This is a genomic window from Polycladomyces zharkentensis, from assembly GCF_016938855.1.
Classification (GTDB): domain Bacteria; phylum Bacillota; class Bacilli; order Thermoactinomycetales; family JIR-001; genus Polycladomyces; species Polycladomyces zharkentensis.
This window is the reverse complement of record NZ_JAFHAP010000016.1, coordinates 35,033-61,965: the sequence shown is the minus strand read 5'-3', so window position 1 is coordinate 61,965 and position 26,933 is coordinate 35,033. Positions and strand designations below refer to the sequence as shown.

The 26,933-nt window shown below is 46.9% G+C and carries 37 protein-coding genes, 1 tRNA gene and 2 pseudogenes; 34 read left to right on the top strand and 6 right to left on the bottom strand.

The window, feature by feature from the left end; all coding sequences use genetic code 11:
* Positions 1-315, bottom strand: a pseudogene (locus JQC72_RS15020) (RNA-guided endonuclease InsQ/TnpB family protein); the annotation flags it as partial.
* A gap of 128 nt (positions 316-443) precedes the next feature.
* A pseudogene (locus JQC72_RS15015) lies at positions 444-656 on the bottom strand (VOC family protein); the annotation flags it as partial.
* Positions 657-1,467: 811 nt separating this feature from the next.
* On the opposite strand from JQC72_RS15015, the gene JQC72_RS15010 reads away from it, so the two are divergent.
* Positions 1,468-2,802: an MFS transporter gene (locus tag JQC72_RS15010; protein WP_205497064.1), complete on the top strand. Its 1,335-nt coding sequence runs from the start codon at positions 1,468-1,470 to the stop codon at positions 2,800-2,802.
* A 114-nt stretch (positions 2,803-2,916) separates the two neighbouring features.
* On the opposite strand, the gene JQC72_RS15005 is transcribed toward JQC72_RS15010, so the two are convergent.
* On the bottom strand, positions 2,917-3,465 hold the full coding sequence (locus JQC72_RS15005) for a hypothetical protein (RefSeq protein ID WP_205497062.1): 549 nt from the start codon (positions 3,463-3,465) through the stop codon (positions 2,917-2,919).
* 281 nt (positions 3,466-3,746) lie between these two features.
* Between JQC72_RS15005 and JQC72_RS15000 the strand changes: the two genes are divergently transcribed.
* A complete protein-coding gene (locus JQC72_RS15000) occupies positions 3,747-4,655 on the top strand; it encodes a YifB family Mg chelatase-like AAA ATPase (protein ID WP_205497061.1) in 909 nt (302 codons plus the stop codon).
* A gap of 22 nt (positions 4,656-4,677) precedes the next feature.
* Here the strand turns inward: JQC72_RS15000 and JQC72_RS14995 are convergent, their stop codons facing one another.
* Complete coding sequence (locus JQC72_RS14995) at positions 4,678-6,078, bottom strand: recombinase family protein (protein WP_205497059.1); 1,401 nt, start codon at positions 6,076-6,078, stop codon at positions 4,678-4,680.
* A 180-nt stretch (positions 6,079-6,258) separates the two neighbouring features.
* Between JQC72_RS14995 and JQC72_RS14990 the strand changes: the two genes are divergently transcribed.
* Positions 6,259-6,480, top strand: a complete 222-nt coding sequence (locus tag JQC72_RS14990) for a hypothetical protein (protein WP_205497057.1) — start codon at positions 6,259-6,261, stop codon at positions 6,478-6,480.
* Here the strand turns inward: JQC72_RS14990 and JQC72_RS14985 are convergent.
* Positions 6,477-6,869: a helix-turn-helix domain-containing protein gene (locus tag JQC72_RS14985; protein ID WP_205497054.1), complete on the bottom strand. Its 393-nt coding sequence runs from the start codon at positions 6,867-6,869 to the stop codon at positions 6,477-6,479. The two genes, JQC72_RS14990 and JQC72_RS14985, sit on opposite strands and share 4 nt — an antisense overlap.
* A gap of 178 nt (positions 6,870-7,047) precedes the next feature.
* Between JQC72_RS14985 and JQC72_RS14980 the strand changes: the two genes are divergently transcribed.
* From JQC72_RS14980 to JQC72_RS14905, 18 genes are all read left to right on the top strand, one after another.
* A complete protein-coding gene (locus JQC72_RS14980) occupies positions 7,048-7,284 on the top strand; it encodes a helix-turn-helix domain-containing protein (protein WP_205497052.1) in 237 nt (78 codons plus the stop codon).
* Positions 7,262-7,441 carry a hypothetical protein gene (locus JQC72_RS14975; RefSeq protein ID WP_205497050.1) on the top strand — a complete coding sequence of 60 codons (180 nt, stop codon included), beginning with the start codon at positions 7,262-7,264 and terminating at the stop codon, positions 7,439-7,441. The genes JQC72_RS14980 and JQC72_RS14975 overlap by 23 nt, the downstream gene beginning before the upstream one ends.
* A gap of 197 nt (positions 7,442-7,638) precedes the next feature.
* On the top strand, positions 7,639-8,478 hold the full coding sequence (locus JQC72_RS14970) for a hypothetical protein (RefSeq protein WP_205497048.1): 840 nt from the start codon (positions 7,639-7,641) through the stop codon (positions 8,476-8,478).
* A complete protein-coding gene (locus JQC72_RS16650; RefSeq protein WP_302104907.1) occupies positions 8,478-8,612 on the top strand; it encodes a hypothetical protein in 135 nt (44 codons plus the stop codon). The genes JQC72_RS14970 and JQC72_RS16650 overlap by 1 nt, the downstream gene beginning before the upstream one ends.
* Before the next feature lie 5 nt (positions 8,613-8,617).
* Complete coding sequence (locus tag JQC72_RS14965; protein WP_205497046.1) at positions 8,618-8,827, top strand: hypothetical protein; 210 nt, start codon at positions 8,618-8,620, stop codon at positions 8,825-8,827.
* Positions 8,828-8,891: 64 nt separating this feature from the next.
* Positions 8,892-9,131 (top strand): hypothetical protein, encoded by a 240-nt coding sequence (locus JQC72_RS14960; RefSeq protein ID WP_205497044.1) that lies wholly within the window; start codon positions 8,892-8,894, stop codon positions 9,129-9,131.
* A gap of 330 nt (positions 9,132-9,461) precedes the next feature.
* Positions 9,462-9,599: a hypothetical protein gene (locus tag JQC72_RS14955; protein WP_205497042.1), complete on the top strand. Its 138-nt coding sequence runs from the start codon at positions 9,462-9,464 to the stop codon at positions 9,597-9,599.
* Positions 9,600-9,638: 39 nt separating this feature from the next.
* A complete protein-coding gene (locus JQC72_RS14950; RefSeq protein ID WP_205497040.1) occupies positions 9,639-9,968 on the top strand; it encodes a hypothetical protein in 330 nt (109 codons plus the stop codon).
* 11 nt (positions 9,969-9,979) lie between these two features.
* Complete coding sequence (locus tag JQC72_RS14945; protein ID WP_205497038.1) at positions 9,980-10,171, top strand: hypothetical protein; 192 nt, start codon at positions 9,980-9,982, stop codon at positions 10,169-10,171.
* Between the two features lie 44 nt (positions 10,172-10,215).
* A complete protein-coding gene (locus JQC72_RS14940) occupies positions 10,216-11,091 on the top strand; it encodes a phage replication protein O (protein WP_205497036.1) in 876 nt (291 codons plus the stop codon).
* 103 nt (positions 11,092-11,194) lie between these two features.
* Positions 11,195-11,833 carry an ATP-binding protein gene (locus JQC72_RS14935; RefSeq protein WP_302104904.1) on the top strand — a complete coding sequence of 213 codons (639 nt, stop codon included), beginning with the start codon at positions 11,195-11,197 and terminating at the stop codon, positions 11,831-11,833.
* Positions 11,830-12,105 carry a helix-turn-helix domain-containing protein gene (locus JQC72_RS14930; RefSeq protein WP_205497033.1) on the top strand — a complete coding sequence of 92 codons (276 nt, stop codon included), beginning with the start codon at positions 11,830-11,832 and terminating at the stop codon, positions 12,103-12,105. Before JQC72_RS14935 ends, JQC72_RS14930 begins: the two co-directional genes overlap by 4 nt.
* 204 nt (positions 12,106-12,309) lie before the next feature.
* Positions 12,310-12,693 carry a RusA family crossover junction endodeoxyribonuclease gene (locus JQC72_RS14925; RefSeq protein ID WP_205497031.1) on the top strand — a complete coding sequence of 128 codons (384 nt, stop codon included), beginning with the start codon at positions 12,310-12,312 and terminating at the stop codon, positions 12,691-12,693.
* 2 nt (positions 12,694-12,695) lie between these two features.
* Positions 12,696-13,595 (top strand): DNA cytosine methyltransferase, encoded by a 900-nt coding sequence (locus JQC72_RS14920; protein WP_302104903.1) that lies wholly within the window; start codon positions 12,696-12,698, stop codon positions 13,593-13,595.
* Positions 13,588-13,716, top strand: coding sequence for a hypothetical protein (locus JQC72_RS16645; protein ID WP_302104902.1), 129 nt, complete (start codon positions 13,588-13,590; stop codon positions 13,714-13,716). Before JQC72_RS14920 ends, JQC72_RS16645 begins: the two co-directional genes overlap by 8 nt.
* 1,006 nt (positions 13,717-14,722) lie before the next feature.
* Entirely contained in the window at positions 14,723-15,175 is a 453-nt protein-coding gene (locus tag JQC72_RS14915; RefSeq protein ID WP_205497027.1) for an ArpU family phage packaging/lysis transcriptional regulator, read from the top strand.
* 291 nt (positions 15,176-15,466) lie between these two features.
* Positions 15,467-15,667, top strand: coding sequence for a hypothetical protein (locus tag JQC72_RS14910; RefSeq protein ID WP_205497025.1), 201 nt, complete (start codon positions 15,467-15,469; stop codon positions 15,665-15,667).
* A 1,249-nt stretch (positions 15,668-16,916) separates the two neighbouring features.
* Positions 16,917-16,978: transfer RNA gene (locus tag JQC72_RS14905), tRNA-OTHER, on the top strand.
* Positions 16,979-17,207: 229 nt separating this feature from the next.
* Here JQC72_RS14905 and JQC72_RS14900 read toward each other — a convergent pair.
* Positions 17,208-17,723: a 2'-5' RNA ligase family protein gene (locus JQC72_RS14900; RefSeq protein WP_205497023.1), complete on the bottom strand. Its 516-nt coding sequence runs from the start codon at positions 17,721-17,723 to the stop codon at positions 17,208-17,210.
* Between the two features lie 337 nt (positions 17,724-18,060).
* Here JQC72_RS14900 and JQC72_RS14895 point away from each other — a divergent pair, with 337 nt between their 5' ends.
* The 13 genes from JQC72_RS14895 (at position 18,061) to gp17 (ending at position 26,932) form a co-directional block, all read left to right on the top strand.
* The gene (locus JQC72_RS14895) at positions 18,061-18,567 is read left to right on the top strand and encodes a sigma factor-like helix-turn-helix DNA-binding protein (RefSeq protein WP_205497022.1); all 507 of its coding nucleotides are present in this window, start codon (positions 18,061-18,063) and stop codon (positions 18,565-18,567) included.
* 249 nt (positions 18,568-18,816) lie between these two features.
* Positions 18,817-19,194: an HNH endonuclease gene (locus JQC72_RS14890; RefSeq protein ID WP_205497020.1), complete on the top strand. Its 378-nt coding sequence runs from the start codon at positions 18,817-18,819 to the stop codon at positions 19,192-19,194.
* A gap of 23 nt (positions 19,195-19,217) precedes the next feature.
* The gene (locus tag JQC72_RS14885) at positions 19,218-19,949 is read left to right on the top strand and encodes a hypothetical protein (RefSeq protein WP_205497018.1); all 732 of its coding nucleotides are present in this window, start codon (positions 19,218-19,220) and stop codon (positions 19,947-19,949) included.
* Between the two features lie 455 nt (positions 19,950-20,404).
* Positions 20,405-20,617 (top strand): HNH endonuclease, encoded by a 213-nt coding sequence (locus JQC72_RS14880; RefSeq protein ID WP_302104901.1) that lies wholly within the window; start codon positions 20,405-20,407, stop codon positions 20,615-20,617.
* A gap of 99 nt (positions 20,618-20,716) precedes the next feature.
* The gene (locus JQC72_RS14875; protein WP_205497016.1) at positions 20,717-21,070 is read left to right on the top strand and encodes a P27 family phage terminase small subunit; all 354 of its coding nucleotides are present in this window, start codon (positions 20,717-20,719) and stop codon (positions 21,068-21,070) included.
* Complete coding sequence (locus tag JQC72_RS14870) at positions 21,051-22,739, top strand: terminase large subunit (protein ID WP_205497014.1); 1,689 nt, start codon at positions 21,051-21,053, stop codon at positions 22,737-22,739. The genes JQC72_RS14875 and JQC72_RS14870 overlap by 20 nt, the downstream gene beginning before the upstream one ends.
* 8 nt (positions 22,740-22,747) lie before the next feature.
* On the top strand, positions 22,748-24,001 hold the full coding sequence (locus JQC72_RS14865; RefSeq protein ID WP_205497012.1) for a phage portal protein: 1,254 nt from the start codon (positions 22,748-22,750) through the stop codon (positions 23,999-24,001).
* The gene (locus JQC72_RS14860) at positions 23,976-24,626 is read left to right on the top strand and encodes an HK97 family phage prohead protease (RefSeq protein WP_205497010.1); all 651 of its coding nucleotides are present in this window, start codon (positions 23,976-23,978) and stop codon (positions 24,624-24,626) included. Before JQC72_RS14865 ends, JQC72_RS14860 begins: the two co-directional genes overlap by 26 nt.
* Positions 24,626-25,786, top strand: coding sequence for a phage major capsid protein (locus JQC72_RS14855; protein ID WP_205497009.1), 1,161 nt, complete (start codon positions 24,626-24,628; stop codon positions 25,784-25,786). The genes JQC72_RS14860 and JQC72_RS14855 overlap by 1 nt, the downstream gene beginning before the upstream one ends.
* Before the next feature lie 18 nt (positions 25,787-25,804).
* Positions 25,805-26,059: a head-tail connector protein gene (locus JQC72_RS14850; RefSeq protein ID WP_205497007.1), complete on the top strand. Its 255-nt coding sequence runs from the start codon at positions 25,805-25,807 to the stop codon at positions 26,057-26,059.
* 15 nt (positions 26,060-26,074) lie between these two features.
* Positions 26,075-26,314 (top strand): hypothetical protein, encoded by a 240-nt coding sequence (locus tag JQC72_RS14845; RefSeq protein ID WP_205497070.1) that lies wholly within the window; start codon positions 26,075-26,077, stop codon positions 26,312-26,314.
* Positions 26,277-26,573: a phage head closure protein gene (locus JQC72_RS14840; RefSeq protein ID WP_335342482.1), complete on the top strand. Its 297-nt coding sequence runs from the start codon at positions 26,277-26,279 to the stop codon at positions 26,571-26,573. Before JQC72_RS14845 ends, JQC72_RS14840 begins: the two co-directional genes overlap by 38 nt.
* On the top strand, positions 26,570-26,932 hold the full coding sequence (gene gp17, locus JQC72_RS14835; RefSeq protein ID WP_205497004.1) for a tail completion protein gp17: 363 nt from the start codon (positions 26,570-26,572) through the stop codon (positions 26,930-26,932). Before JQC72_RS14840 ends, gp17 begins: the two co-directional genes overlap by 4 nt.
* The last annotated feature ends 1 nt before the right edge of the window (position 26,933 follow it).

The following is a 26,933-nucleotide window of genomic DNA, read 5'->3' as shown; positions in this document are numbered from 1 at the left end:
ATTCCAAACCAAATCATACTCCGGTTTCTTAAAATGGATTTTCGTCCATTGATGACCGTTTGATTTGACAGTCTTGTACCTTGCGATGACAGCCCTGGCTACACTTTGAGCCATTTGGGATCGGAGACCATATCCAAGTCGCAGTTCTTCGTAAGTCATTTTAATTAGTTTTGCCTGACCAAGAACTTTGGTTTCATATACGACTTCTGAGACATAGTTCAGTCCATCTTTAATCGCTCGAATTGTTTTCAGCAAAAGATCTTTCTGTTCCTCACCAGGAAGGATCTTTATCTTAGCAGTGATAGTAACCTCCATACTTTCTTTCACCACCTTTCTTCAATAACTTGTAGCAATCTATTGAAACTTGTTTGTCAATAGAAAGGAGGGAGGGCGCATTCCTCCCCGACCTGTAGAGGTTCGGGGTCTTCTGCGCCTATTGAAGATGAAAACTCATGCTTCACGCTGCTATCGATACACATAAACGCTTGTCCGCATAGTGAAAAGGTAGCATGTTTCACGGTCCCCTCTTCACCATCTTCGTTCGCTCCATAACGAGTAATACTCAATATTTCTGAATGATCAAAAAAGGAAGTATAAAAATTCATTGCTTCTTCAGCCTTACCATCGAACATGAAAAAAGTAGTAATTTTTTTGATTTGAAATTTTCACCAAAACCATCTCCTTTATTTCGTAAGAACGACATGACATTCCAGCCTCAACAAACAAACCGAATATATGTTCCTTTTTCTGTATTATATGTGATCGGAAACAGATTGTAAACGGTTATTCAAATTGCTAATTATTGGTCGAACGATCGGTTTTACCATGCAAATCCGGCCGGGCAGGAGATTGGCCGGCCGAAAATGGCGTCTCTCACTTTCCCTTGTTACTTTCTCCAAATTTCATTTATCATGAAAACAGAAACGTCACGGAGGGAAGGACATGGGGAAAGTGTTTGGTGACGCACGGGTGCCCGCGTTGCATCAGGAAATTGAAGAAACAGATCAGGGAGTCGGAGCAGTTCAAGAGTGAATGAACGGATCCAACAGTATTTGGCAATCGCATCACTGACCGCACCAGTTTCGCTGTCTGATGGATTCTGATACAGCCGGGAGATACTGTCGTCCATAAACTGGATCTCCAGAGCCGACCCATCACGGAGTGGAACGCACACATGAGTCATTTCAATACCGGGGAATCCATTCTGTCTATGTGAGGAATCGACACTTGGCGAAGCAACGACATTTTGACCAAAACAATGGTCACCATACCGGGGCTGTTTGGTTGATGTTTGCACAAAATTTTCGGAATATACATGTAGTAATCTCTTCACTACTAATTCCAAACTTTCGCTTCCAAATGATGAATGATATGATTTGAAAGGAAATAGGGTTTCTGGTCGTAATCAAAGCATCTGAGTGTTGACGAGGTCAATGAAGCAGCGTCATTCAAGAGGAGGATTTCACAATGACTCAACCCATTGAGCGCTCAAAGACGCGACGCATCGTAGGCAACATCTTCAAAGGTTCAGTGGGCAATCTGATCGAATGGTACGACTGGTACGTCTATACTGCATTCGCGGTTTATTTCTCATCCGAGTTCTTCCCAAAGGGAGACACGACAAGCCAACTGCTTGACACAGCGGCGATCTTCGCCGTCGGCTTCCTGATGCGCCCCATAGGGAGCCTGCTGCTGGGCCGATACGCCGATCGTCACGGCCGCCGTGCTGCCTTGACGCTTTCTGTCTCCGTCATGGCCGGGGGCTCTCTGATTATTGCCTGCACGCCTGGTTATGACACCATTGGCGTGTTGGCTCCCATTATTCTGGTTCTCGCACGTCTTCTCCAAGGATTGTCTCTGGGCGGAGAATATGGAACCTCGGCAACGTACCTGTCCGAAATGGCCAGCAGCGGCCGCCGCGGATTCTACTCGAGCTTCCAGTACGTCACACTGATTGCGGGACAGCTGGTGGCAATGGGTATTCAAATCATCCTCCAACAAATACTCAGTGAATCCGATATGAAGTCCTGGGGCTGGCGTATTCCCTTCGTTATCGGAGCAATGGGGGCATTGGTCGTATTGTGGCTGCGCCGAACGATGGACGAATCAGAGCAGTTCTCAAAAATGGGTTCTGAAAGCCGGGCTGACGCTGGAACGATTCGGGCTTTGATGAAGCACCCCAAGGCAGTGCTGACAGTAGTCGGACTTACGCTCGGCGGAACGGTCGCCTTCTATACCTACACGACGTATTTACAGAAATTCATGGTGAATACTGTGGGACTTCCCAAGGAGGTCGTCAGTTGGATCAACTTTGTTGCCCTGCTGGTATTCGCCGTACTTCAACCTCTCGCCGGCATGCTGTCCGACCGGGTTGGGCGGCGCCCGCTGTTGATGAGTTTCGGTATCCTCGGAACGTTACTGACGGTACCATTGTTCCTGATTCTGGAACAGGCAAAGAACCCGATCGGTGCTTTCTTGCTCATGATGGCGGGGCTCATCATTGTTACCGGTTACACTTCGATTAATGCAATCGTGAAAGCCGAGCTCTTCCCAACAGAAGTCCGTGCCCTTGGCGTGGGTTTCCCCTACGGAGTCACCGTGGCGGTGTTCGGCGGGACGGCGGAGTTCATCGCGTTATGGTGCAAGAGTATTGGCTACGAGTCACTCTTCTACTACTACGTAGCTGCCTGTATTGCCGTGAGCTTCATCGTCTACTGGCGTATGGCTGAGTCTTCCAAAGTCTCCCGCATCGAAGCCGAGCTCGGCGCTGAAGCGGTTTTAACCCATCAAACAGAAAAATAAAGCCGAAATCTCCAAAAAAGCCGGTTCCTTCAACAGGGACCGGCTTTAGCGTTTGTGATTTGCCCGCACGGCGACCAAAGGGATGTTCTTGGTGCTGCAGCCGTTTGGAGCAAGTCACACGGCTTCCAGATGATGTGCAAGGAGTTCCTGATACAATTCGTCTCCCCCGATGTGAACGCGGACGGAGACTTGATCGTTCCCCCGGACATACCATTGGTACAACTGTTGGAACACCAGGTAGATCGTTTTTTTCACTTCGGTTTGCGGATACAGCTTCAGGTCAACAAATAAACTGTACAGCTCCGTTTCATCCATTTGATAATAGGAGACCTTCATTGTTTCCAGGGTCTTCTCCAAGCCGCCCAACAACCAGCTCAGCCAGTCCGGACGGTTTTGGCGTGTTTTTTGGTTCAAAAAATGCAACGTGAAACCCATCATCGGGTAACGATGGATATCTTGTTCGGTGTATGTGGCTTGTTCCTGGCTTTTGGGGTTATAAAGGAAAAACTCCATATGTACCGCATAGCGGTCAGAATCGTATTTCGAATCAGGTGACTCGGCCGCGGCATCTTCGGAAGCTTCCGATTCTGTTGCTGTTCGGCGTGTCTTCTTCAACTCCTCCGTTTCTTCCGGTCCGAACCAACGCTTGATTTTGAAAAACATCCCCACTGTACCTCCTTCGGATGCTACTTCCTTTTTCATCGAGGCGAACAGACGCTGCCACGACAGGTGTCAGCGGGTTGTCGTGACGTTTATCCGTCATAAATGGCTTTCTAGAAACTAGTGTACCATACGTTGGCACATGCTGGGTTCATCCGGTATTCACAAAATTGATCCGCTTTTCTTTATGACTCATAACGAAATTTACGAAAAGGGAAGGATTTATGGTTTGTTTTTCGAATTATATCCATATTTGACTCATTTTTCTATTGTTGGAGGAGCGTATGTACGCCAAACTTTACAGTTGCACGGTTATCGGTATCGACGGTTACGTCGTGGAAGTGGAAGTGGACATCAGCAACGGGTTGCCCGCATTTGATATCGTCGGACTTCCCGATTCGGCGGTACGCGAATCGCGCGATCGCGTTCGGGCCGCTGTAAAAAACAGCGGGGCGCAGTTCCCACTGCAACGGATCACGACAAACCTTGCACCCGCCGATTTGAAAAAGGAAGGATCAGGATTCGATTTGGCGATCGCACTGGGGGTGATGAGCGCCAGTGGTCAGCTGCCGTCGGAAGCGGCAACGGATACAATGATGTTGGGTGAATTGGCTTTGGATGGTTCGATCCGCCCGGTTACGGGTGTGCTGCCGATGGTAATCGCCGCCAAGGAACGGGAATTTCGACGGGTGATCGTCGCGCGGGAGAATGCGGCGGAAGCGATGCTGGTCGAGGGGATCGACATCGTCCCGGTGGCATCATTGGCGCAAGCGGCTGCTGTGTTGCGAGGCGAGAATCTGCCGGATTACCCGATCCACCCATCAGCGGAAGAGGCTGATCACGCTTGGGAAGACTTTGCCGATGTCCGTGGACAAAAGCATGTGAAACGAGCGATGGAAGTGGCGGCGGCCGGCATGCACAACCTGTTGTTGATTGGTCCGCCTGGTTCGGGCAAAACGATGCTGGCCCGCCGCATTCCCTCGATCCTGCCGTTAATGGATGTGGATGAAGCATTGGAGGTTACAAAAATCCGCAGTATTGCCGGTTTGTTTGCCGGTCATCCCCGTCTGGACCGGCGACGGCCGTTTCGATCGCCCCATCATACTATTTCCCAAGCCGGACTGATCGGGGGCGGGAATTTTCCGAAACCTGGAGAACCTAGTTTGATGAAAGTACACATTAAGTTGCCCTGACGTACTTTTTCGCCAAATTCCTTCATGACAGACGGTAATTCGTAATGATTGCCCGATTTTCTGCTCTATTTCCTTCTCTTATTATAGCCAACATACTAAATAAAGAGTGGATCATTTCTTTTTGTTCACGCCGTGTTGCGTGTTTCCACACATAACGAAGATTCTTTAATGCCTCTAAAAACTCATCATGCGAGATTTTTGGTTGTGTTTCCGTTTGCGGTATTGATTCTAATTCTGCTTTAAGTTGTTCCTCTCGTTTCCTGTCTTCCTGGGTTCTTTCTCTCAATTCCTCCAATGTGATTACGTCATTTGCATATGCTTCTTGCCACTTTTTACGCCGTTTCTTGATCCTTTCAAGTTCCGCCTCAATCTGTTTTATGCGTATTTGCGGACTAATGCGGGTTTCCTGTTCCTCCTCTGGCTTTTCGATGTCCTCGGCGATCCAATCAAGTTTTTCAAAGAGGGCTTGGACTACCTTATTTTCGGGGATGATCGGGGCATCACAGATTCCTTTCTTGAACCTACCGGAGCATCGGTAAATATAGTAAAAACCTGTTTTATTTTTTTGTTTTCCTCCATACATAAAGTGCCCACACTTGCCACATACCAAGACGCCAGAAAATGGGTAATCACTGGTTAATGCCTTTGCGGAATCCCACCTTGACCGTTTCTTAATCAATTGTTGTGTTTGATAAAACTCCTCTTCGCTAATGATCGGTTCGTGATCGGATGTCATCGTGATAGGATGGCCTTTTTTGACATGGTAACGAATCTGTCCTATATAAACCGGATTGGTCAATATGTAATAAATCTGAGCGTCTTGCCATTGTACCCCCGTTTTGGTTTTGATCCCTTGTTGGTTTAATTTGTGGGCAATTTTGTTCATGCCGTGGCGCTTATACTGTTCAAATATCCAGCGGACAATGGCCGCCTCATCTCGATTGACTACCAGACGACCATCGACATCATCATACCCAAATGGGGCATGGCCGTGGCGATTACCTTCCATAAACCGCCGCTCTAATCCCATTTTGATCCGCTCGGATAGGTTTTCCCGCTCCCATTGGCTCATGGCGCCGACCAAAGTAATAAAGAACCGACCCATGGCCGTTGTGGTGTCGAAAACTTCCGTAACTGACTTAAACTTCACTCCATACTCACTAAATATGTTCAGCAAGTAATGAAGATCAGTAACTGACCGGACGAGCCGATCTAAGCGGTAGACCACCAACACATCGAATTTTTTCGCTTTCACGTCCCGGATCGCTCGCTGGATGGCCGGTCGATTTAAGTCTTTTGCGCTATATCCATCGTCGCAATATACCTCATCTACTTCCCAGCCTTGCGACTGGGCGAACTGCCTACACCGTTCCTCCTGAGCGGCAAGGCTGAACCCTTCCCGTGCCTGTTCATCTGTACTCACGCGAACATAGATCCTAGCAAGCATATTTCATCTATCTCCTGTTCGTGGTATAATACGAACAAATGTTCCTATGGATAAATTAGTATAATAAAAATAAAGACATATTTCAAAGAGGTAAAAAAATAGACCTTTATTAGAATAAAGTATACAAATAAAGTACTAAAGAGGGGATGGTTTATAATGAAGATCAAAAACAACCACCTATTGATCAACGGTGGTTTGTTAGCCTTGTATCATGATAAATTAGAAGCCATCCTGCTAGACATTGCCGATTTAACCGAATTTAACGGAAACGCGTTATACATAGAGGAGATTTCAAGATATTTGTTGTTTAAAGGGAAAATCACTCTCAAAACATATCGAAAAATACAATCGATTTGCGAGGGGGGATCAGGGCCTTAAATCGCCGTTTCCGCCCTTATCCCCTTGCCTTCCTTTCCCGCCGATTCCTCCAATAGTTTGTCTCGGATCACGGCGAAAATTTCCTTTAGTGCTTGGCGTTGTTCCTCTGTCAATTCTTTTCCTTCCCACGTGGCTACTTTTGATTTGTTTTCTAATGCTTCTTTAATATCTATTGTTTCTTTTTCCCGTTCCTTATTTCTACCCAACAAGTAGTCAACGCTGACATTAAAGAAGTCGGCAATTTTATCCAACGTCTCAAAATCTGGTTCACGACGGCTTTTTTCATACTTCGCCAATGCTGCTCTTGAAATGCCAATTTTTTGTGCCAATTGCTCCTGTGTTAAACCTGCTTTTTCTCTTAATAGCGCAATTCGATCTCCAAATTTCATGTGACATTATGTCCCCCTTTCCTCAAACATTATAACCTACGGAGCCATTTTGTACACAAGGGGATTTTTGTTCCGAAATGGCTAAAAAGTTGTTGACTTAGTGACGAAACGTCCCTATAATAAAATCAGAAATTGTTCCAAAACGTCCCGAAAAGAGGTGACGTCAATGAGGTGGGGAATGCGAAAGAGACGAATGGCACTTGGATTAACACAAGCGGAAGTAGCAAAACGCGCAGGGCTTACACGATCGCATTATAGCAAGATTGAACGAGGAAAAAGAGATTTAAACATTGACCAAATAATGAACATATCCAAAGCATTAGACATTCCTTTTGACCAGAGTTTTTTTGATATGTTTAGGGACAAAACGGAACAAAAGGGAGTGGAAAAAGGTGACCAACACCAAGCAAGTTGAGCAAAAAGTCTTCCCGTGGACTGGTAAACGAGTTGAGCGGATCGTGATTCCGCCGGACAAAGTGCGTGAAGTCTTAATCCCTTGGGTTTACAAAGTCCTTATCCGTATCAAGCAAGAGGAAATGGCGAAACAAGCCTCAGGAGGTGAACAACGATGAAAATCAAGCCGCGCGAATGGTTGGCGATCCCGATCACCCGTCGTTGGGTCCTGCTGATCCTGGAAAGCGCACGCCAACGAGTGGCCAAAAATGAAAAGCCCGCCCGGTAACGAGCGGACAAAAAACACCAAAACAAAGAGCTTTCCCCTTCATCCTACCACGGGATGGAGGGGAGGGCAAGATGAGGAGGATGACCAATGAGCGAACAAACCAAACTGGCCGTTAAACAGCAACAACAAAATCAGATGATCATGCCAGCAGGGACAGTGGAGCAAGCGCTTCAAGCATTCCAGCAATATCAGGAACTAAAACACCGCCTTGGATCACCGGAAGACTTCCAACAAATCGGCGACAAGCAACACCCGAAAAAATCTTTTGTCCGCAAGGTTCAACGCTTCTTCAACGTCTCATGCGAAATCATCCAAGACGAACCGCTGTATGACAAAAACGGAAAGATCATCGCATGGCTGGCCAAAGCACGCGCCACTCACTTGGCCACCGGTGCTTACCAAGAGGCGGACGGATCGTGTGGGTTTGAGGAAAAGACCGAAAAGCAACGGACGATTCACAACATCCGGGCGCATGCTATCACCCGCGCTAAAAACCGCGCAATCCTGGACCTTGTGGGATTCGGAGAAGTTTCCGCCGAGGAGATAAACGAGCGTGAATACATCGCACAACAAACACGGCAACATCAGCAACAACACACGCAGCAACCGCAAGGACCGCAGGGGTTGGCTACAGATGCACAACGCAGAAAGATTTTCGCTATGGGACGGAACGAAAAGAAACTGACGGACGAGCAGATTAAAAAGCTGGTCAAGTATCAGACCGGCAAAGAAAGCACAAAAGAGCTGACCAAACAGGAAGCCAAGGAACTAATTGATTTGATGGAACAAATGAGTGGCCCGGAACTGGTCCAACTGATTGGGGAAAAGGCGATTGAGTCCGCTGTGGAAGACCTGCCGGAAGTGGAAGTGATTGACCCAAACGCACCGATCACTGACGAGGAAATTAAGGAGGCGATGAATCGGTGATGCCCAACATAAAACCCAACTTGGTCAACTTCCTAAAACAACTGGGATACACCGACAAAGACCTGAGACAACTAACCGACGATCAATTGGCGGCTGTGGCCTTTGAAGAAGCCTGCGAACTGATGAAACCGTAAGGGGGATGATCGGAATGGTGTACGAAAGCTGGATGATTGGTGAAATCGAAGACCCAGCGGAAGACATCAAAGCACATGAGCGGCTCATCCAAGAAGAAACACGCCGACTTTTGTGGGCTGATGAGGAGCAGGAAGAAAAAATCCGCCAAGACATTAATTGGCGGCTCCGTGAAATCTCACGTCTAAAAAGACTTCTAAAAAAAGTATCGGCCTGATTATATCACGGCGAGCCGGGCCGCCGCAATGCCCGGTACATACCACCAAAATGGAGGAGATACCATGACAGGAACTTTCTTTCAATGTGACGCATGCGGTCGTTTGGACAAGGACCCGGCTATCGATGGAAATGTGGGGCTGCCTTATAAATGGATCAGCATAAAGTTGCGTGTGCCAGACATGGAGGAATATTCGGGTTTCTATTGGAGCGAATTTCACGCTTGCTGTCATGATTGTGCGGTCAAGCTGATCGAGGCGAAGAAAAAGGACGAGGAAGAATACAACTCCGCTTATATTCGATGAACGACTGCCGGGCCACGCACTCGGCATCATCAGAAAGGGGCGACAACAAATGAATTTAATCCTGCAATGCCCAAAATGCAAAGAAAATGACGAGTACAGACTAGAGGACTATAACCTAAAGGATTTTCTGGATTACGAGTTACCGGTAGAACTGGAATGCCAGCTGTGTGGCCACTGGTGGACATTATGGGTGCAATTGAAACCGGTGGTAAGGCGATGGGTAGATAAAGAGGACGTTCTTTCTGGATACCTCTAAGTCGGGCGATTCAGAGATGCAAAGCAAGCCGGGCCACGCGCCCGGCATAACAACCACAAAAGGAGCGAGTGGGGATGTTGGTGCAACCCATCAAAAAATGCCCTGTTTGTACGATTGGTGATGTGTTTTGGACAGATAAACATGATATGTGCGTTGAATGCGAACGTGTGATTTTAAACGGTGAAGAGCCAGAACTAATAGACGAAGAATAAGCCGGGCCATGGCCCGGCAAAACGAAAGGAGCTGATAAAATGCATCCAATTACGAAAGAAACTCGACGAGAATCATTTTATCAGATCCTAGAGTCACTTGGCCAGCGGCAATATGACGTGATGTTGGAACTGTATGAGTCTCCGATGATTACGGCTAACGAGCTGGCCAAGAAGATGTTTGAAAAGGGTTATTTCCCGCGCCCGGAACGCAATTTTGTCCATCCGCGATTGACGGAGTTAATGCAGGCCGGATTGATCCGAGTGGCCGGGAAGCGGAAATGTAGCGTAACCGGTAGAAACTGCGCGATCTATGTACCGGTGGAGATTGAGGAAACTGAATTTGAACAGGGAGAATTAACCTTCGAATGAGGTGATCACGGATGAAATACAAGGCGGAATATCACTTCGAGGGACATTTCGGGATGAACTATCTGAACCCTGGCGATGTGGTGGAACTGGCAAACGGGAAACGGTTTCGGGTTCTTTGGACTAAAAAGCACGGCGAGGAATTGGTCTACAACACCGACACGATCGGGATTATCTACGCACGAGAGTTGAAACGGATCGGATAACGGGCGGCCACACCGCCCATCCCCCACAAGCAGGAGGGAGAGAAGTGACCGGATACATCAAGGATCACAGAAAGGAACTGGAAAGCGATATTTGGCTAATGCCTCCACTTTATCATCGGGTGTGGCAGTGGCTGAAATACAAGGCTAATCACCAAGATAAATCGATTCCTATGAAAGATGGAAGCAAAATAACTATTCGCCGTGGTCAGCATATGACGTCGATCAGGCAGATCGCCCAAGGTGTTGGTTGGTATGAAAACGGCAAATGGAAGGAACCGAACCCGAAGACTATCAAGTCCATTCTCGATTGGATGAAACAGCAAGGCATGATCAATATAACAGGGCGCAAGGGTAACAATGGTTACACATTAATAACGCTGATAAATTGGGAGGTTTACCAATCGAAAGACGAAGAGGGTAACAATGAACACCCAATAAAGAAACAATCAACGGACATAAACAAGAATGATAAGAATGATAAGAATGACAAGAAAGATATAAATAATACTCGTCGCAAACAGCGCCGAGTATATGATGAGGACTCACCCTATTACAAAATGGCCGTCTATTTCAGGCAGAAGATAGAGGAGAACGTCCTTGGCTATATATTCCGAGGAAACATCCAAACATGGGCGGATGATTTTCGAAAGATCCATGAGATAGATGGACGGACCAAACAAGAGATAAAAGAAGTCATCGACTGGGTGACACAAGATGATTTCTGGCAAGACAACGTACAATCGCCGTCAAAGTTACGCAAGCAATTCCATGTCTTGATGAACCGAATGAGAAAAGAACAAGAACGGGGAGGCGGTCGTGGTGTTGGCTATCAAGGACATTATGGAACGGATCGAAAAGATGAAACGCCTATCATCAACTTCGGGAAATACGCAAACTTCGGGCGCAGAGTCGGCGGTTGAGTGCCAGATTTGCAAGGATCGAGAATGGATCATCGACGGTTGGACGGCTAGGCCGTGTTCCTGCCTTAAGCGGAAACGGCTCCAACGCCGGATGAGAAACGCCATGATCCCGGAAGAGTTTGTGGACGCTCGGCTGGACAACTACAAAGTCGAAACGCCTGTACAACAGGAACTTTTGCAGATGACCAAGGAGTACCTGGCCCGTTTTGATGAGATCAAAGACACCAAGGCGAACAGTATGGGATTTGTGGCCGAAGTGGGGGAGCAACAAATCCGACGGATTGGTGATCTGCGAAAGCGGGCGGAGTACGAACGGATTTATAACAGCTACGGTCTTGGCAAGACCCATCTTCAGATGGCAGCGGCGAAAGAATTGATCCGACGGGGTTACGCGGTCCTTTGTATCTCGGACACAGTGTTTATGAACGAATTGGTTAACTCCAAACGGATCGATGATGGAGGAATTGAGTTTAACCGGTTGATGGGTGCAGTGGTACAAGCACCGGTTCTTGTATGGGACGACATCGGAAAGAGCAAATACAGCGAGACGAAAGAGGATTTATATTACCAGATTATCAACGAACGATACAAAGCGCGGCGTCCCATCCTGTTTAGCTCCAATGAGGACCCGATGACACTAAGCGAAAAGATCGGACCGGCGGCATTTTCTCGGCTGTCCGGGATGGCGAAAGATTTTTTCCTCCAAGTGAAGGGCGATGACTACCGGATGAGGGAGCGGTGATCTATGGGCCGACCGGAACCGTTACACCGTTGGCGATCCAGCGGCGGAAAATATACATCGCCTTGGATGATTTGGATTTCAATTTCTTCTGGGATGAAGCCGAGATTCCCGACATTGAGCGGATGTGGAACGCAGGGTTTTCTATCTGGGATATTGCCAACGCATGCATGAGAGACCCGGACGAGGTGGCCATCCTCATCATGGATCGAACTAGGAAAGGGTTCATTAAACCACGACCGGGTGGAGTGTATGGGAGGAGGGTAAAACGATGATTCTTGAAGGTGTCGGACCGGATGATATGGATTTGATCCTGTATGGTGTCTATCAGTGCCCAGAGTGCAAAGAGGTTGTTACGATCCCGGAATATCGAGTGATGAATTGGCCATGTTGCCCAAAATGCCAGGAGCAAGGGAAAACGATCCGGTTTGAGTTGTTGTGGACTTACTGGGATATCTGACGATGGGGTGGTGGTTACGATGAACCGATTTACTTTCACCGTTGCGGGCCGGTGCGTTCCGGCTCCTCGGATGACGTATCGTGGTAAGCGTTCGCCTAAGGTACTTCGGTACATGTCATACCGTCATGATGTCGCCTGGGCAGCGAAAGCGGCGAAGGTTCCACGCTTTGATGGTCCTGTGGCTGTGAAAATGGATATTTACCTCCTGAAATATGGCAAGGAAGGCGACATTGACAACATGCAAAAGATCATCTTGGACGCGCTGAACGGCATCGCATGGAGTGATGACAGGCAAGTGGCTGAAATCCACGCCCGGAAGCACTACGTAACAACACCACAAAAAGAACAAGTACAGGTAACAGTCACCAAATACACACCCGAAAAAGAGGTGGCCACGGGTTGAGGATGTTAGACCTGTTTTCCGGTATCGGTGGGTTTTCCTTGGCTGCGCACTGGGCTGGTATCAAGACGGTCGCTTTCTGCGAAATTGACCCGTATTGCCGGCAGGTACTTTCCCGCCACTGGCCACAGGTTCCGATTTATAAAGACGTTCGGGAAATCACCCGGGAGAGATTAGAAAAGGACGGGGTGATAGACGATGACCGTACAATTGGACTTATTTGCGGTGGCCCACCTTGTCAACCATTCTCAGTCGCGGGCAAAAAGCGGGGAATCAACGACGAACGACACCTCTGGCCGGAAATGTATCGGATCGTCCGAGAACTTCGACCCCCTTGGGTACTTATCGAAAACGTTGTTGGATTTGTCAAACTGGCCCTCGACCTCATCATCGATGACTTGGAAAACGAAGATTACGAAACGCGGACGTTTATTATACCAGCTTGTGCCGTCGGCGCCCCACATAGACGGGATCGGGTCTGGATTGTGGCCCACACCTCACGCGAATTGTCACACAGGAGCCGGCAAACACGGCAAGGGTGGCCCGAATATCCAGACGGCGGTGAAACTGTGGCCGACACCAAGAGCGAACGATGGGAAAAATTCAACTCTCCCACCGTCAATGAAAGATTGGGACTCGATCCCGGGAGCGGTGATCAGGAGCGGTCATTCCGGCAAACTCAACGCCGAATGGGTCGAAGCACTGATGGGCTTTCCGATTGGTTGGACGGACACCGATGGCCCGCCGCTTTTGGATCAGTTCAACACGACTGGGAGCCGCCCCGGGTTGCCACAGGAGTAACAAACAGAGTTCCACGGCTCAAGGCACTGGGGAACGCGATTGTTCCACAGGTGGCCTATCAAATCTTACGAGCAATAAGGGAGGCCACGGAAAAAGATGCTTAACATCCTTTCCCTCCTGCTTTTCCTTGGTGGAGTGTTTAGATGGGTGAGAAAAGAAGAGGAAGACGAAATTGTTATGTTGCTGATGGGCTTTGATTATGCGTTTGCGATGCTTGCGGATTAAGGGGAGACGGGATCATGAAAGACCGATACCCATGTCAAAAACTTATGCAGTTGATGGGACGGCGGCGGTATCTGGAAGAGTTCCTGCTTGAACCGATTCGGATTAGACGGGGGTTGTCCCGACGTGAATTTTTGGACCAAGCAACCGAAGGGCTTTTTAAAGAGATGAGGCGGAAAGTGGCAGAAAGGCATAAGAAATATTTTGGGAAGGAAATTTTGTGATCAAGCGAGGGGGCAGCGAAATGAGTAAGAGCGCGAACGAAGAAGGTAGGAGGCAGGTATGATGAAAAAAACCTACCGAGGATGGTAGGCGAGGCGTCGTCATGAGACATATGCAGGATATGTGGCAGTCAAATGTTGTTGATAAAAATGGGCTAAAAAGTTTCCCCCGCCCATCGGGCAGGGGATTCGCCTTTGCATCGAGGCCTTAACAATGTACTTTTAGCCCCGTTAATGTGTTGCCCAATTCAATGAAAAAAATTCATCAATTACAGGCGAAAAAAAACCGATCGTCTGATCGGCCCATGAAGCTCCTAGGGGAGAACCGGGATTATTAAAGTATTCATCTTATGTTCTGATTAGTACAGATCTGTGTATAAAATGTGAATAATTTGTGGATAAAGCCCACCTGAAGGTGAGTAAAAAGGGGTGTTAGGCACGTGACAATATTATGTTGGTTTGGACCAAGGGGTGATAAAAAATAGGCTTAACGTAAGGTAAAAATAACTGACGAGACCACACATTAGTGTAGCCTCGTCCTCAAAAGGTGGAACCAGGGGGCACTACCTAGGTGATTGGGTAACCTAGGTGTGCATTATCATCATGAACGTTTTAGCCGATGTTTAACCCTTTTAAGATACGCGCGACCAAGGCTGATATCGATATACTAGGGAAAACTAGTGGGTGAAAGTAAGAGCCAGTAAGGGCTACGGGATTCAGTGTTTGCCGTTACATAGAAAGAATGGCCGGTTACAGCCAGTAGCCAATCACAAAAAGGAGTGAAAAAAGTGGGAGCGGCACCGAAAAACGCGCCTGTTGTTAAATATAAAAAGCCGTCTTACCGGCGGCAGGTGGAGCGTTTGTTAAGGGAGTACCCGGTCCTAAAAGCGGCTATAGAAAACGAACGACAATTGGAGCGGGAGGGCCTTGGGAATCTGTTCCCCTCCTGCACCCCGCTGTATGAGGAGTCGGTGAGCCGTGGGCATAGCGAATACCACCAATCCACCACGGAACTTTATGCCATCATCCGGGCTACCAAGATGGTCAGACTCCAACAGATTGAGCGGGCATTGTTGGTCTTGAATCTGGATGAGCGGTATATAATCGAAAAGCGGTATATGGATCAATCACCTGCGGACGACATGATTGTTTGCGATAAGCTTGGTTGGAGTAAGCGAACCTATTACCGGATCAAAAGACGGGCATTGGATAAACTGGCTATAGCGTTGAATTTAATTTAAACGGCCGGGCGCTCTGTCCTAGTATAGTCAGTTGTTTCCGGATAATCCTGAGCCAACCGTACTTAGTAGGAAGGAAAATAGCTTATCCCGCGATTAGAAGAAACCCAAGTTGGAAAAGGACAAACACCGATTACAAAAAAATATACTTTTACCCTAGTTAAGAAGTCTAAACAGTATTGTATTAACCGAATACAATATAGCAAAAGATACAGGAGGTTCACTTTGTTGATGTTTCTTTGAAGAGACTACTTCTAGTAAATCCAGTTCCAAAAACAACTAGGAGGTGATATCATGGAATTTTGGAATAATGATTGGAAAAAAGATGATGATCGGAAAGACCATGATCGGAAAGATCGAAAAAAAGATTTTTTCAAAAGACACGATGATGACAATGACAACAAAGACAAAAATACCAACATTATTGACATTGATATTGATATTGATGTTAGAGAAAAACATGATCACAGAAAGACACAAAGAGACAAAGACTAAATAAGGTTTCTCCAACCGCCTGTATCAATCGACCGCATTTAGCGGTCTTTTTTATTAGTAATAATTCATTACGAAATGTTTGTTCGTGTACAACCATCTTTATCCATTATGAATTTTTGCGTAGTATGATTTCCCCTTCTGTGCCCGATATATAATGAGTAGGCCACTCTCGGCTCATATGACTTGACGTTGTCCCAAAGACTCAATCCCTCCAACAAAATAAGGGGCGAGGGTCGTCGTAATGAGTCAAAAGTTAACCCCCGCCCTATGGGCAAGGGTTTTCGCCTTTGCATTGAGGCCCAAACTAAAGACGAAAAAACCGATCGTCTGATCGGTTAATTCAAGAGCTATAGGGAAGCACCTGGAGCTGACAAGCCGGTTTTACTATTTCCTAAAAAAGCTAAGAAACCTCTTACATATATTCCATATCGGTTGGATGTTTTTCCAAAAACCCATTATCGATTGAATCGCCTTGGGCATGGGAATGAATTTCAACAATTGTGTCATTAAACCGCGGATATTAATTCCTCTCAAAATAGGCAAAGAAGTGGTGGACATTTTTTAAAACTCCCCCTTTCGTTTCCTGAGGATAAGTTATTCTAATGTTCTTTTTTGTGGAAGGGCAATAGTTTACAGTAATATGTGCATTTTTTTGAAAAGATAAATATCCCAAACGTAATTATGTACCTTGACTATGACGTTAGCGGTTCCCTAAAGAAAAAGAGGACGAATAAAGTTTTTTGTAGGAAAGGAGGAGTGGGATGAGCTTTGCTTAGTATTGGGCTGTGTCGTCTTTTGATTTTCCTGTTGGTCATCGCTACGATCTTTGTCTTTGCTGAAGTTGGATTCGGTTACTAGGCTGTGTCTGACAAATCAGGAGCACAACAATGGCCCTATTTGGCAACTTTTTGGCAACCTTCTGGCACCAATTACCCGTTTTTCGGTGTTAACATGGTATCAGGGATGGTTGGGCGATTCATCGCAATATGTAGGTGTTTGGAGCGGGGACAAAAATATACAACGGAGGTGAATTTCCTCCGTCACTGACGCTCATCGCTATCCCCGCTTCACCCGGATGAGAGGGCAACCGGGCAACAACCCTCTCCCAGGGCCACAGGCCCCAAAATACTATGCCGATTTCTCTTGATAACGACCACGTGCCATCGGTTTCTTCCTCTTGGATGACGGCGGTTGAGGATGCAAAGGGCGAGCCATGATTCGCTGACCCGTATGGGTCTTTTTTTATTATGGGTTGCATGGAGGGCCAAGGATGGCCAACGGTCACGGGTTCGAATCCCGTGCAACCCACCAAAAAGAAATCGATAGGCATTGAAGTTGATGAGGATAAGAGTGACCAAAGACCATTGTAAGGGTTGCGTCTGGCTGACCTGGGATCATTTATGTGTATTTCGGCGATGTGTGAAAAGGTATGGGTGGTCTCCTCATCAAGGGGAGTAATAAAAAACGCTCTGTTCGTGGAAATGTTGTTTTTAGTATTTGCGTGTGAATGTATTTCCTGATGTTAGTGTAAATCAAAGCGCTACTTGATGAATTGACGCTTGCCGTCATCTTCGATGATAGCGAAGTTGTTTACTTGTATAGTCCAGTAAAAGTTGTAGTCGTACACATAAGAGATTGCCTTAGATAGTAAATTCTTGTCTAAATTCCATTGGGCGATTGTTATATGGGGTATCCAGTGATCAGGCCCATAATATGGGGATGTTTTGTTTGCAGCGTTAGATATTCTCGTCAAAAGAGTTCTGTGTATACTGTCCAGAAGACTCGACCTGACGATGGGCACGTATAATACGGGATCAGTACCCGTAAAGATACCTAATCCACTTGTTCGAATAGAGAATGATGGGATTTGTCTAGATAGGCGTTTCAATTCATCTTCGACCCTTTGAAAATCATACTCTTCCGCAATTTGATAGGAGAAGTGCGGATACGGAGTCTTGTATATTCCATCCAATCCGAATTTGTTACGTAGCTCTGCCCAAAGGTTCTCAACCTGTTGATAATGATGTTCATCCAACAACGACACAATTGCGTGCATTAGCTTCACCTCTTTTGACTAAGATGCAACGATGCAACTTTATCGTAAGCGAATGATAGCATTTAGAAGGACACAATTGATGGTATTCTTCGACCGTTTCATGGGGGCACAGGAAATACATCTTGCTGTTGAGGATTAGTTCTTTTTGTAAATTACATAAATTCCTGTAGGCCAGTTATTTGTAGCGAACCTGTTTGGTATCGATACACTGTGGTAACGTTGATGTTCTAAATATGATTTACACCCCTTGATTTGAACAAAGCGATAAAAAAATCCCCAGTCATCAGACTGGGGAAACGGGTCTTCTCATCTCCATTATAACACGGAGGTGGGGAGTATGCAGGATCTAATTAAGGAGTACAAGGAGACGCTGAGAAAAATCCGAAAGGTAAAGAGAGGATACCCATCCGTAAATGAACGAAGTCCTGAGCAGGATTGTGACTATAAAATCCTATGCCAAATGGAATCGGACTTGCTGTGGTCCCTTGAATGGATGGAAACCGGTCGGTGTCCGGGGAATCGTAGGGGAATTGAACGGCGGGCGGCTTACCAACGGGAGCGACCAATCGATCCGATTCATTTTCAGCGGTATGCCATGCAGCCGCTTTATAAACAAAACAAGCACACCCTATCCGACTATGATATGTGGCGTGTGGAGGAGGCTTTAAGTGTACTTTCTAATTTAGAACGCGACGTTTATATCATGAGCCGGGGTCATTGCTTGTCTTATGCTGAAATTGCTGGGTTATTGGGAGTAGCCAAGGGCACAGTACAAAAGATGATTGAGAGGGCGGAAAAGAAGATGGCTAGGCAAAAAGAGACCAGCCTATTCCTTGTAGGATAGGTTGGTTGTCTTACGAATGCCACCTATATGTAGAGGATATCAGATTCATTTTCGCAATATGTAGGTATTTGTGGCGGGAATCTATCAACGGAGGTGAAAACTCCGTCTCGTCGCTCATCAAGGAGGGGTCATATGTGTTGGTTCGGACTCATTTGTGGTGTTATGTTTGGTTTTTCCGTTGGCTTTTTTGGAGCATTGGGCGCGTGGATTTACATCGTCAATAAGTATTGACTTGCGGGGAATACCTCAATGCCGAAGAGATCACGAAAACCCTGCTCGTACCCCGGTTGCCCAGAATTAACGGAGGAAAGGTATTGCCCTCATCATAAAGCAAAGGAAGCAAGGCGATATGACCAGCAACGGGGATCAGTAGCAAAGCGTGGATATGATGCTCGATGGAGGAAGGCACGTCTGATGTTCCTGCGGCGGAATCCGTTATGCGTAGAATGCATGAAGCAGGGAAAGGTTTCACCAGCAACTGTAGTAGACCATATCGTTCCACATATAGGCGATATGGTTTTGTTTTGGGATGTGGACAATTGGCAAGCGTTATGTGTGAGCTGTCATAATAGGAAGACTGCTGAGAAGGATGGACGGTGGTGTAGGTCCAATTTATTTAGGAAATAGACAGTATCTTGGAGGGATGTGTTTTGGATAATTTCATTGCTACTGTCGTATTTTCTTTGCCTGGATTATTAGCGTACTTTTGGCTAAGAATGTTTGGTGTAAACCCTCCAACTCAACATACAGTAATTGAGATGATGGGGATTTCGGCACTCTTGTGGGTACCTACCGTCGGTTTATTTATTATTGTTTATGATATAGGTTACTTCTTGTTGGATAAGACTATTTTATTAAATCTTGGTTTAAGGCATTTGTGGAGATTAGAAGATATAAAAACTATGTCAACTAATTTAATATTTCTCTTCTATTTTATTATCCTAAATATAATATTCAGTTTTGCAATCGCTTGGATATGGTCAGTTTATGGTCAAAAGGGAGTACTAAAAATTGTTAATAAAGTTAGGATAAAGAGAAATGTATCTAAGCTTAGTGAAAACACTTCCACATGGGACAGTTTTTTTCTCGCAATAGATGAAAAGGAGAAATCTTCTGATGGTTCGCGTTTAGTTGTTGAGGTATATAAACTGGGGGAATCAGAAAAAGAAAAAATAGTGGGTTGTATAAAAAACGCGTCCCGACCTTTTGAGCCGGAACGTGCGTTGATTCTAGATGATCCTTCAGGTTGGAAGGAAGCGCATGATTATTTCAGATTCCCGATTAAACAAACGTATATTGATCTTGAAACCGGCATAGTTGTAAATGAATTGAAAGTACCAAAAGAATGTGAAAATCAATTAATCGAAAAGGAATGTGTTTAATTAATTATTTCGGTTTTTTTGGTGGAGGTGTAGTGGGCCTCGAAACGCTCACATTGGGATTAACCTTGGGTGGTGGGGTTGTAGGCCTGGTTATAGATCGATTGCCATCCCCATTTTTGCCTTTGTTTTCAATCATATTATATCGCCTCCTACCTTCTCTCCTTTTTCGAATGGTTATAAATTTCGATGTCTACGGTTATTCTCCTTTTGATTGGGTTTGTCTCGGCATGAAAGATCCATAAACTTGGCATGGAAGAATAGATATTTGCTGATTCGGGATGGTAACTGTTTTCTTCTACTCTTTTTGGTTATGGGCATGTCTATATAGTGAACAAATTTGAGCGAAGGGGAATGGGAAACATGGGAAGAAGCCACTACCATTCTACAACAGTCCAGCATGGAGGAATGCAAGGAAAGCGGTACTAGCAAGGGATTATTATCTATGCCAGATATGCTTGGAACGTGGGGTCTTGGAGCCAGCGGTGATCGTTCACCACATCGACCATCTGAAGGATCGACCAGACAAGGCATTGGATGAAGACAACTTGCAAAGCGTATGTGCTGCATGCCATAACCGGTTGCATCCGGAGAAGGGGAAACATCAGGAAGAACCCAAGCAAAGGAAAGCGCGCGTCATCCAGGCGAGGGCGAATCCTGAGATCATATAGCCCCCCCACCCTGAAAATTGGAAAGCGGGGGGCTGGTGACCGGGCGCGGCCCCTTCGTTTACAGCGCGGGGCAATTTCATACGCGAGGGGGGGTGCAAGGTGTACAAACCAAAGAAGATCATCAAGCACAAAGAAGCCAAGAAACTGTTTCAGATCATCACGCAGGAACTGGAAAGAGAGGGGAACCTCAATGACCGGACGATGATCATCGTTGATAATATGGTGTTGCTGGAACAGTTGAAACAGGAACACATGGACGATATCAAGGAACGTGGCGTGGTGGAACTGTTCAAAAACGGCTCCCAGGAGATGTTTCGGGAAAACAAATCGGTTGACAAAATCCTGAAGATCGTGGAGCAACAACGTAAACTGCAGGCTGAGCTGAAACTGACACCAGCCTCTGACAAGCGGATTGCAGAGGTGGTGACAGTGGATGAGTTCGAAGCGTTCTGATCTGCTCACCACGTCATATGCTGAGGATGCAGTTGCCGGTAAGATTATTGTTTCCAAGAAGGTTCGTCAGGCTTGTGAACGCCATTTGAGAGACTTGAAGCGTCAAGGAACAGACGATTTTCCCTATGTATTCGATGAGGAAAAAGCCTTGCGGCCGATTACGTTCATCCAACGGTTTTGCAAACCATCCAAAGGCAACTATAAGCGCTTAGAACTTCAGCCGTGGCAACATTTTGTGATCGGCTCCCTGTACGGCTGGGTTCATAAAGACACCAAGCTCCGTCGATTCAAAGAGGGGCTTATTTTTGTTGCTAGGAAAAACGGTAAGAGTACCATGGTTAGTGGCCTAGCCAACTACGGATGCTCCAAGGATGGCGAAAAAGGCGCAGATGTTTACCTTTTGGCCAACAGTATGAAGCAGGCCCGTGTGGTGTTCGATGAGTGCCAGAAGATGGTCAAATCTTCCCCGCTCTTGTCCAAACACTTCCGTGTCTTGCGGGACGCGATCCACTACGATCAGACGTTCTCGAAGATTGAACCGCAAGCGTCCGACAGTGAGAAACTGGACGGTTTGAATGCTCATCTCGCCATATTTGATGAAATCCACGAGTACAAAGACTACAAACTGATTAACGTCATCAAAAACAGTACCGGTGCCCGGACACAACCACTCATCCTGTACATCACAACCGCCGGTTACCAGTTGGATGGGCCACTGATGGACTATTACGAAAAGGCGGCTGACGTGCTGGAAGGCGTGATCCAGGATGAACGGTCCTTTTATTTTATCGCCGAATTGGATGAGGATGATGATATCGACAATCCGGACAATTGGGTGAAAGCGAACCCGAACCTGGGCGTAACCATTGACCTTGACACTATGATCGAGGAGTGGAATGCCCGGAAGAGCATCCCGGCGGAGCGAAACGACTTCATCACCAAGCGACTGAACCTGTTCGTTCAGTCCGATGAGCAGTCCTTCATCGACTACGAGGTGATCAGGCGTAATGACGGATGGATCGACCTTGCCGAGTTGGAAGGCAAGAACTGTGTGGGTGGGTTTGACCTGTCACAGACCGAGGATTTTACTGCTGCATGTCTGGAGTTTCCGCTCGATGATGGGCGGGTTTTTGTCTTATCCCATTCTTTTATCCCACAGCGAAAAGTCGAATTAGATAACGAAAAGCTGCCTTTTCGAGAATGGGAAAGGGAAGGATTGCTGACAATCTGTCCGGGAGACTATGTGGATTACAAATATGTCTTTGACTGGTTTGTTGAGCAATCCAAACGGTACGCCATCGAGCTGATCACCTACGATCCGGCCAATGCTTACCGGTTGGTGGAAGATTTGAAAGTGCACGGTTTTCAAACACAGGTCGTCCGGCAAGGGGCTTTAACACTCAGCCCGGCTATGAAGGACGTAAAGGAGCTTCTGCTTGATGGAAAAGTGGTTTACAACCAGAACAAGCTGTTCCGTTGGTATCTTAACAACGTGAAATTGGTGGAAGACCGGAATGGCAACTGGATGCCGACCAAACAGAACCGGTACCGGAAGATCGATGGATTCGCCGCCTTGTTGAATGCTCACACCGAAGTGATGAAACGCATGATAGTGTCACAATCCAACGGGAAAGTGGAATTTGTCTCAATTAGTGATCTTTTACGATAAAGGGGGTGATGCTACTGAATCTACGGCAACGGCTCAAAGTCGCCTGGAATGTTCTACGGAACAAGTACAGCGGTGATGGATACGACTTTGTGAAGTGGTTTTCACCAAGCAATATCTTTGCCAGTAAAACGGGGAACATACTTGCGACGAACGAAACCATTTTCGCAGCGATCACCCGACTATCAAACGCGATGGCGAGTTTACCTTTGAAACTATATAGAGATTTCACGCCAGTCAACAATCGAATCGCGGACATGCTGGCGAACTCGCCGAATCCAAATATGACCAGTTTTGAGTTTATCCGCACCTTGGAAGTGATGCGCGATACATTCGGCAACGGCTACGCGCTGAAGATGTATGACGGGAACTATCAAGTGGAATCGCTTTTGCTTTTGGACCCGACCAGAGTTGAACCAGTCATCGAAGAAAATACCTATGAACTCTGGTATGAGGTTCAAGGCAAAAACGGGATGTATTACATTCACAACATGGATATGATACACGTCAAACACATTGCCGCAACAGGTCAAACGATCGTCTATAACTCGGTCGGATACAAGGGAATCAGCCCAATCGATGTTCTCCGCAACACGGTGGATTATGATTGGAAAGTCCGGACATTTAGCCTGGATCAGATGGACAGCGCCATCCGGGCGTCGTTCATCCTGAAGATGAACACGACCCTGTCGAAAGAGAAAAAGGCCGAGATCCTGAACAATTTTAAGGAGTTTTACCAAGCCAACGGCGGTGTGATCATCCAAGAAGCCGGGACGGAGATCAACCCGATTGAACGGAGTATCATCGACACGAAAGTGTTCGAGGTTGAGAAGATCACCCGCTCACGAGTGGCCACCGTCTTCAACATGCCGGTTCATATGCTGGGCGAAACAGAGGGTGCAAGTTATTCCAGCATGGAACAATTGTACCTTGAGTTTGTTCAGGGGACCCTTTTGCCGATTGTTCGCCAGTATGAACAGGAGTTCAATCGAAAACTGCTAACGGAACAAGAGCGTTTACGTGGACTTACTTTCAAGTTCAACGTGAACGCTCTTTTGCGTGGGGACATCAAAACACGCGGGGAGTTTTATTTCAAGGGTATTCGCTCGGGGTGGTTCAAACCCAATGAAGTAAGAGCCTTTGAGGAACTTCCACCGGAACCGGGAGGCGATAGGCTGTATATGAGCAAGGACCTGTCACCGATCGATGATCCGAATCGAAAGGGGGTGAGTCCGACGAATGAACCCGCGAACGAGCCAAAATGAGATCCGAACACTACCAATACATGGGCTAGAAACCCGTGAACAAACTGAAAAAAGCCTAAAGATCACCGGTTATGCGGCCGTTTACGATGAGTTCACGGAAATCCGTGATTGGTTTGGTGACGTCTTCTACGAGCGGATTGCAAAGGATGCGATCAAACAAAGCTTGGAGTCCGGACGTGACATTTTCGCGCTAAGAAACCATAGTTGGGACAACGTAATTGGACGAACCGGGCAAAATTTGACTCTAAGAAGTGATGAAAAAGGGCTATTTTTTGAGCTTACACCACCCAATACCACACTTGGACGTGATGTGATCGAAGAAGTCCGAAGTGGTTTGATCAATCAATGCAGCATTGGTTTTCGAATCGTGGATCAAGACTGGGAAGAAAGGGACGGACGATGGTTCCGGACGATCAACGAATTGGAACTGTACGAAATCACACTCACCCCGATTCCGGCCTATACGTCAACCAGCGCAGAAGTGCGCAGTTTGACCCCGGATATGGTCAAAAAAGGCGAAAAAACGCCTGAAATCAGTGCTTCTGAACAAGAAGAAAGGCAAAAAATCCTGGTTGAAGCCAATCGAGTCTATGAATTTTTGAAAAAACAAGGGGGTTATTACTAATGCCGACGATTTATCAGATGAAACAACAGCTTGCGGACCTGGGAGCAGAGTTAAAGGCAATTACGGAGGAGATCCGATCCAAAGCAGGCGACCCGGGAGCCAAACTTGAGGAATTGCGAGATTTGAAACAGAAACAAGTAGACACCGAAGAGCGGTTCAAACTCCTGAAAGAGGAAATCGAGAAGCAAGAAAAGGAAGAACGGGCCAAATTGGAGCTTCAATTCAAGCAAAATCACCCCGTTCTCGGTACAGACAACAACGAACAGCGCATGATTGCAGCCAAAGCGGACCTGATCCGCTCGGCGATTCTCGGTCGCCAAATGTCTGAAGAAGCACGGAACCTTTTGGGCGCGATCAAACAAACCACGTCTACAGGCGGAGAGAAATTCCTGCCGACCAACATGGCCAATGAGCTCATTTCTGAGCCGTTTACGAGAAATCCGTTGCGTGGCGTCATCCGAATGACGAACGTAAAAGGATTGGAAGTGCCGAAAATCGCCTTTACCCTTGATGATGATGCTTTTATCGGTGACGAAGAAACGGCAAAAGAGATCGCTTTGACGGGGGATAAGGTTTCGTTCGGCCGTTTCAAGTTCAAGGTGAAAGCCCGAATCTCAGATACCGTTCTCCATGGTTCTGACTTAAACCTGGTAAATTACGTGGAAAACGCCTTGCGCTCCGGTCTGGCGGCCAAAGAGAAGAAAGTATCCTTCGCCACCACTCCGGCAACCGGTGAGGAGCATATGAGTTTCTATTCTACACAAAATGCCGTCAAACAGGTGACAGCTGCGGATAAATACAAGGCTATCAAAGCGTCTCTGGCTGATCTGCATGAGGATTTCCGCGAAAATGCGAAGATTGTCATGACTTTCGCTGACTATATGGACATCATTGAAACGTTGGCCAACGGCAACACCACCCTATACAACGCACAGCCGGAACAAGTTCTCGGTAAGCCGGTCATCTTTTGTGACTCCGCCGTTGATCCGATCATTGGCGACTTTAACTATGCCCATCTGAACTATGATGGCGATATGGTTTATGACTCGGATAAAGACGTAAACAAAGGGGAGTATCTGTTCGTCCTCACATCCTGGTTTGATATGCAGCTCTTGCTGAAATCCGCATTCCGCATTGCGAAAGTAGCACCCCAGGCTTAAGTGATGGGGGCGTGAAACATGGATCTGAAACTTGATGATCTGAAAACCTATCTCCGTATTGATGGGAGCGAGGATGATGGCATCCTCGCTCTCCTCATAGATAGTGCAAAAGAGTATCTGGCAAACGCGGGTGTCCCGGAATCCGATAGTCAATTGTACAAGCTGGCAGTGATGCTCTATGTGGCGCTACACTATGAAAACCGTGATCCTAGTGCGAAGATGGACAAATTCAACTTCGCGTTGGAGAGCATCATTTTGCAGTTGAAAGATTAAGAAGGGGTGATCATCGTGCGGAAATATCGTGTCACTGCTGACTTTATCGACAAACACACAGGCAAATATCACCCGGCTGGCGGGGTTTATGAGACTACTGACGCCGACCGCGTGGAGGAATTGAGAAAAGGCGGTTTCTTGGGGGACGAAGTCGCTGAACCCCATAAAGGAAAGGGAAAAGGAAAAGGCCATGAGAATAAGCGATCTTCGACACAGGGTGACGCTGCAAAAAAAGACCGTGATCAAAGACAGTGAAGGCTTGGTGACCGAAATCTGGACCGATATAGCCACGGTCTGGGCAGCAGTGGAGCCGCTTCGCGGGCGGGAATACTTTGAAGCGGCTGCGATTAATGCTGAGAACACCGTCAGGATCCGGATGCGATACAAAGCTGGTGTGAAACCCGATATGCGGGTTATTTACTCTGGGCGTATCTTTAACATCACCTCCGTCATTGATATCGACGAACGACATCAGGAAATGCACCTGATGTGTCGGGAGTTGATGGCGGGGTGATTAACGTCAAACCGGAAGTGTTACAGGCGCTGGAGAACAATCCAGCGCTTGTTGCTTTACTCGGTGGCAAACGGATCTACCAGATCAAAGCTCCCGATCCGGAGGAGTTTCCGCGCATCACCTTCTTTGAGTTGATGAACTTTGATCGCGATTTTGCCGATGATACCGCGTTCAGCAGCGAAATTCACATCCAAATTGATATCTGGAGCAAGGAAAGTACGTCAGCAATCGCGCTGGAAGTGGACAAAACCATGAAGAATTTGGGTTATCAACGTAATTCATCCCATGACCTTTACGAGGATGACACCCAGGTTTTCCATAAGGCGATGAGATATTCGACCATCAAGGAGGTTGATTGAA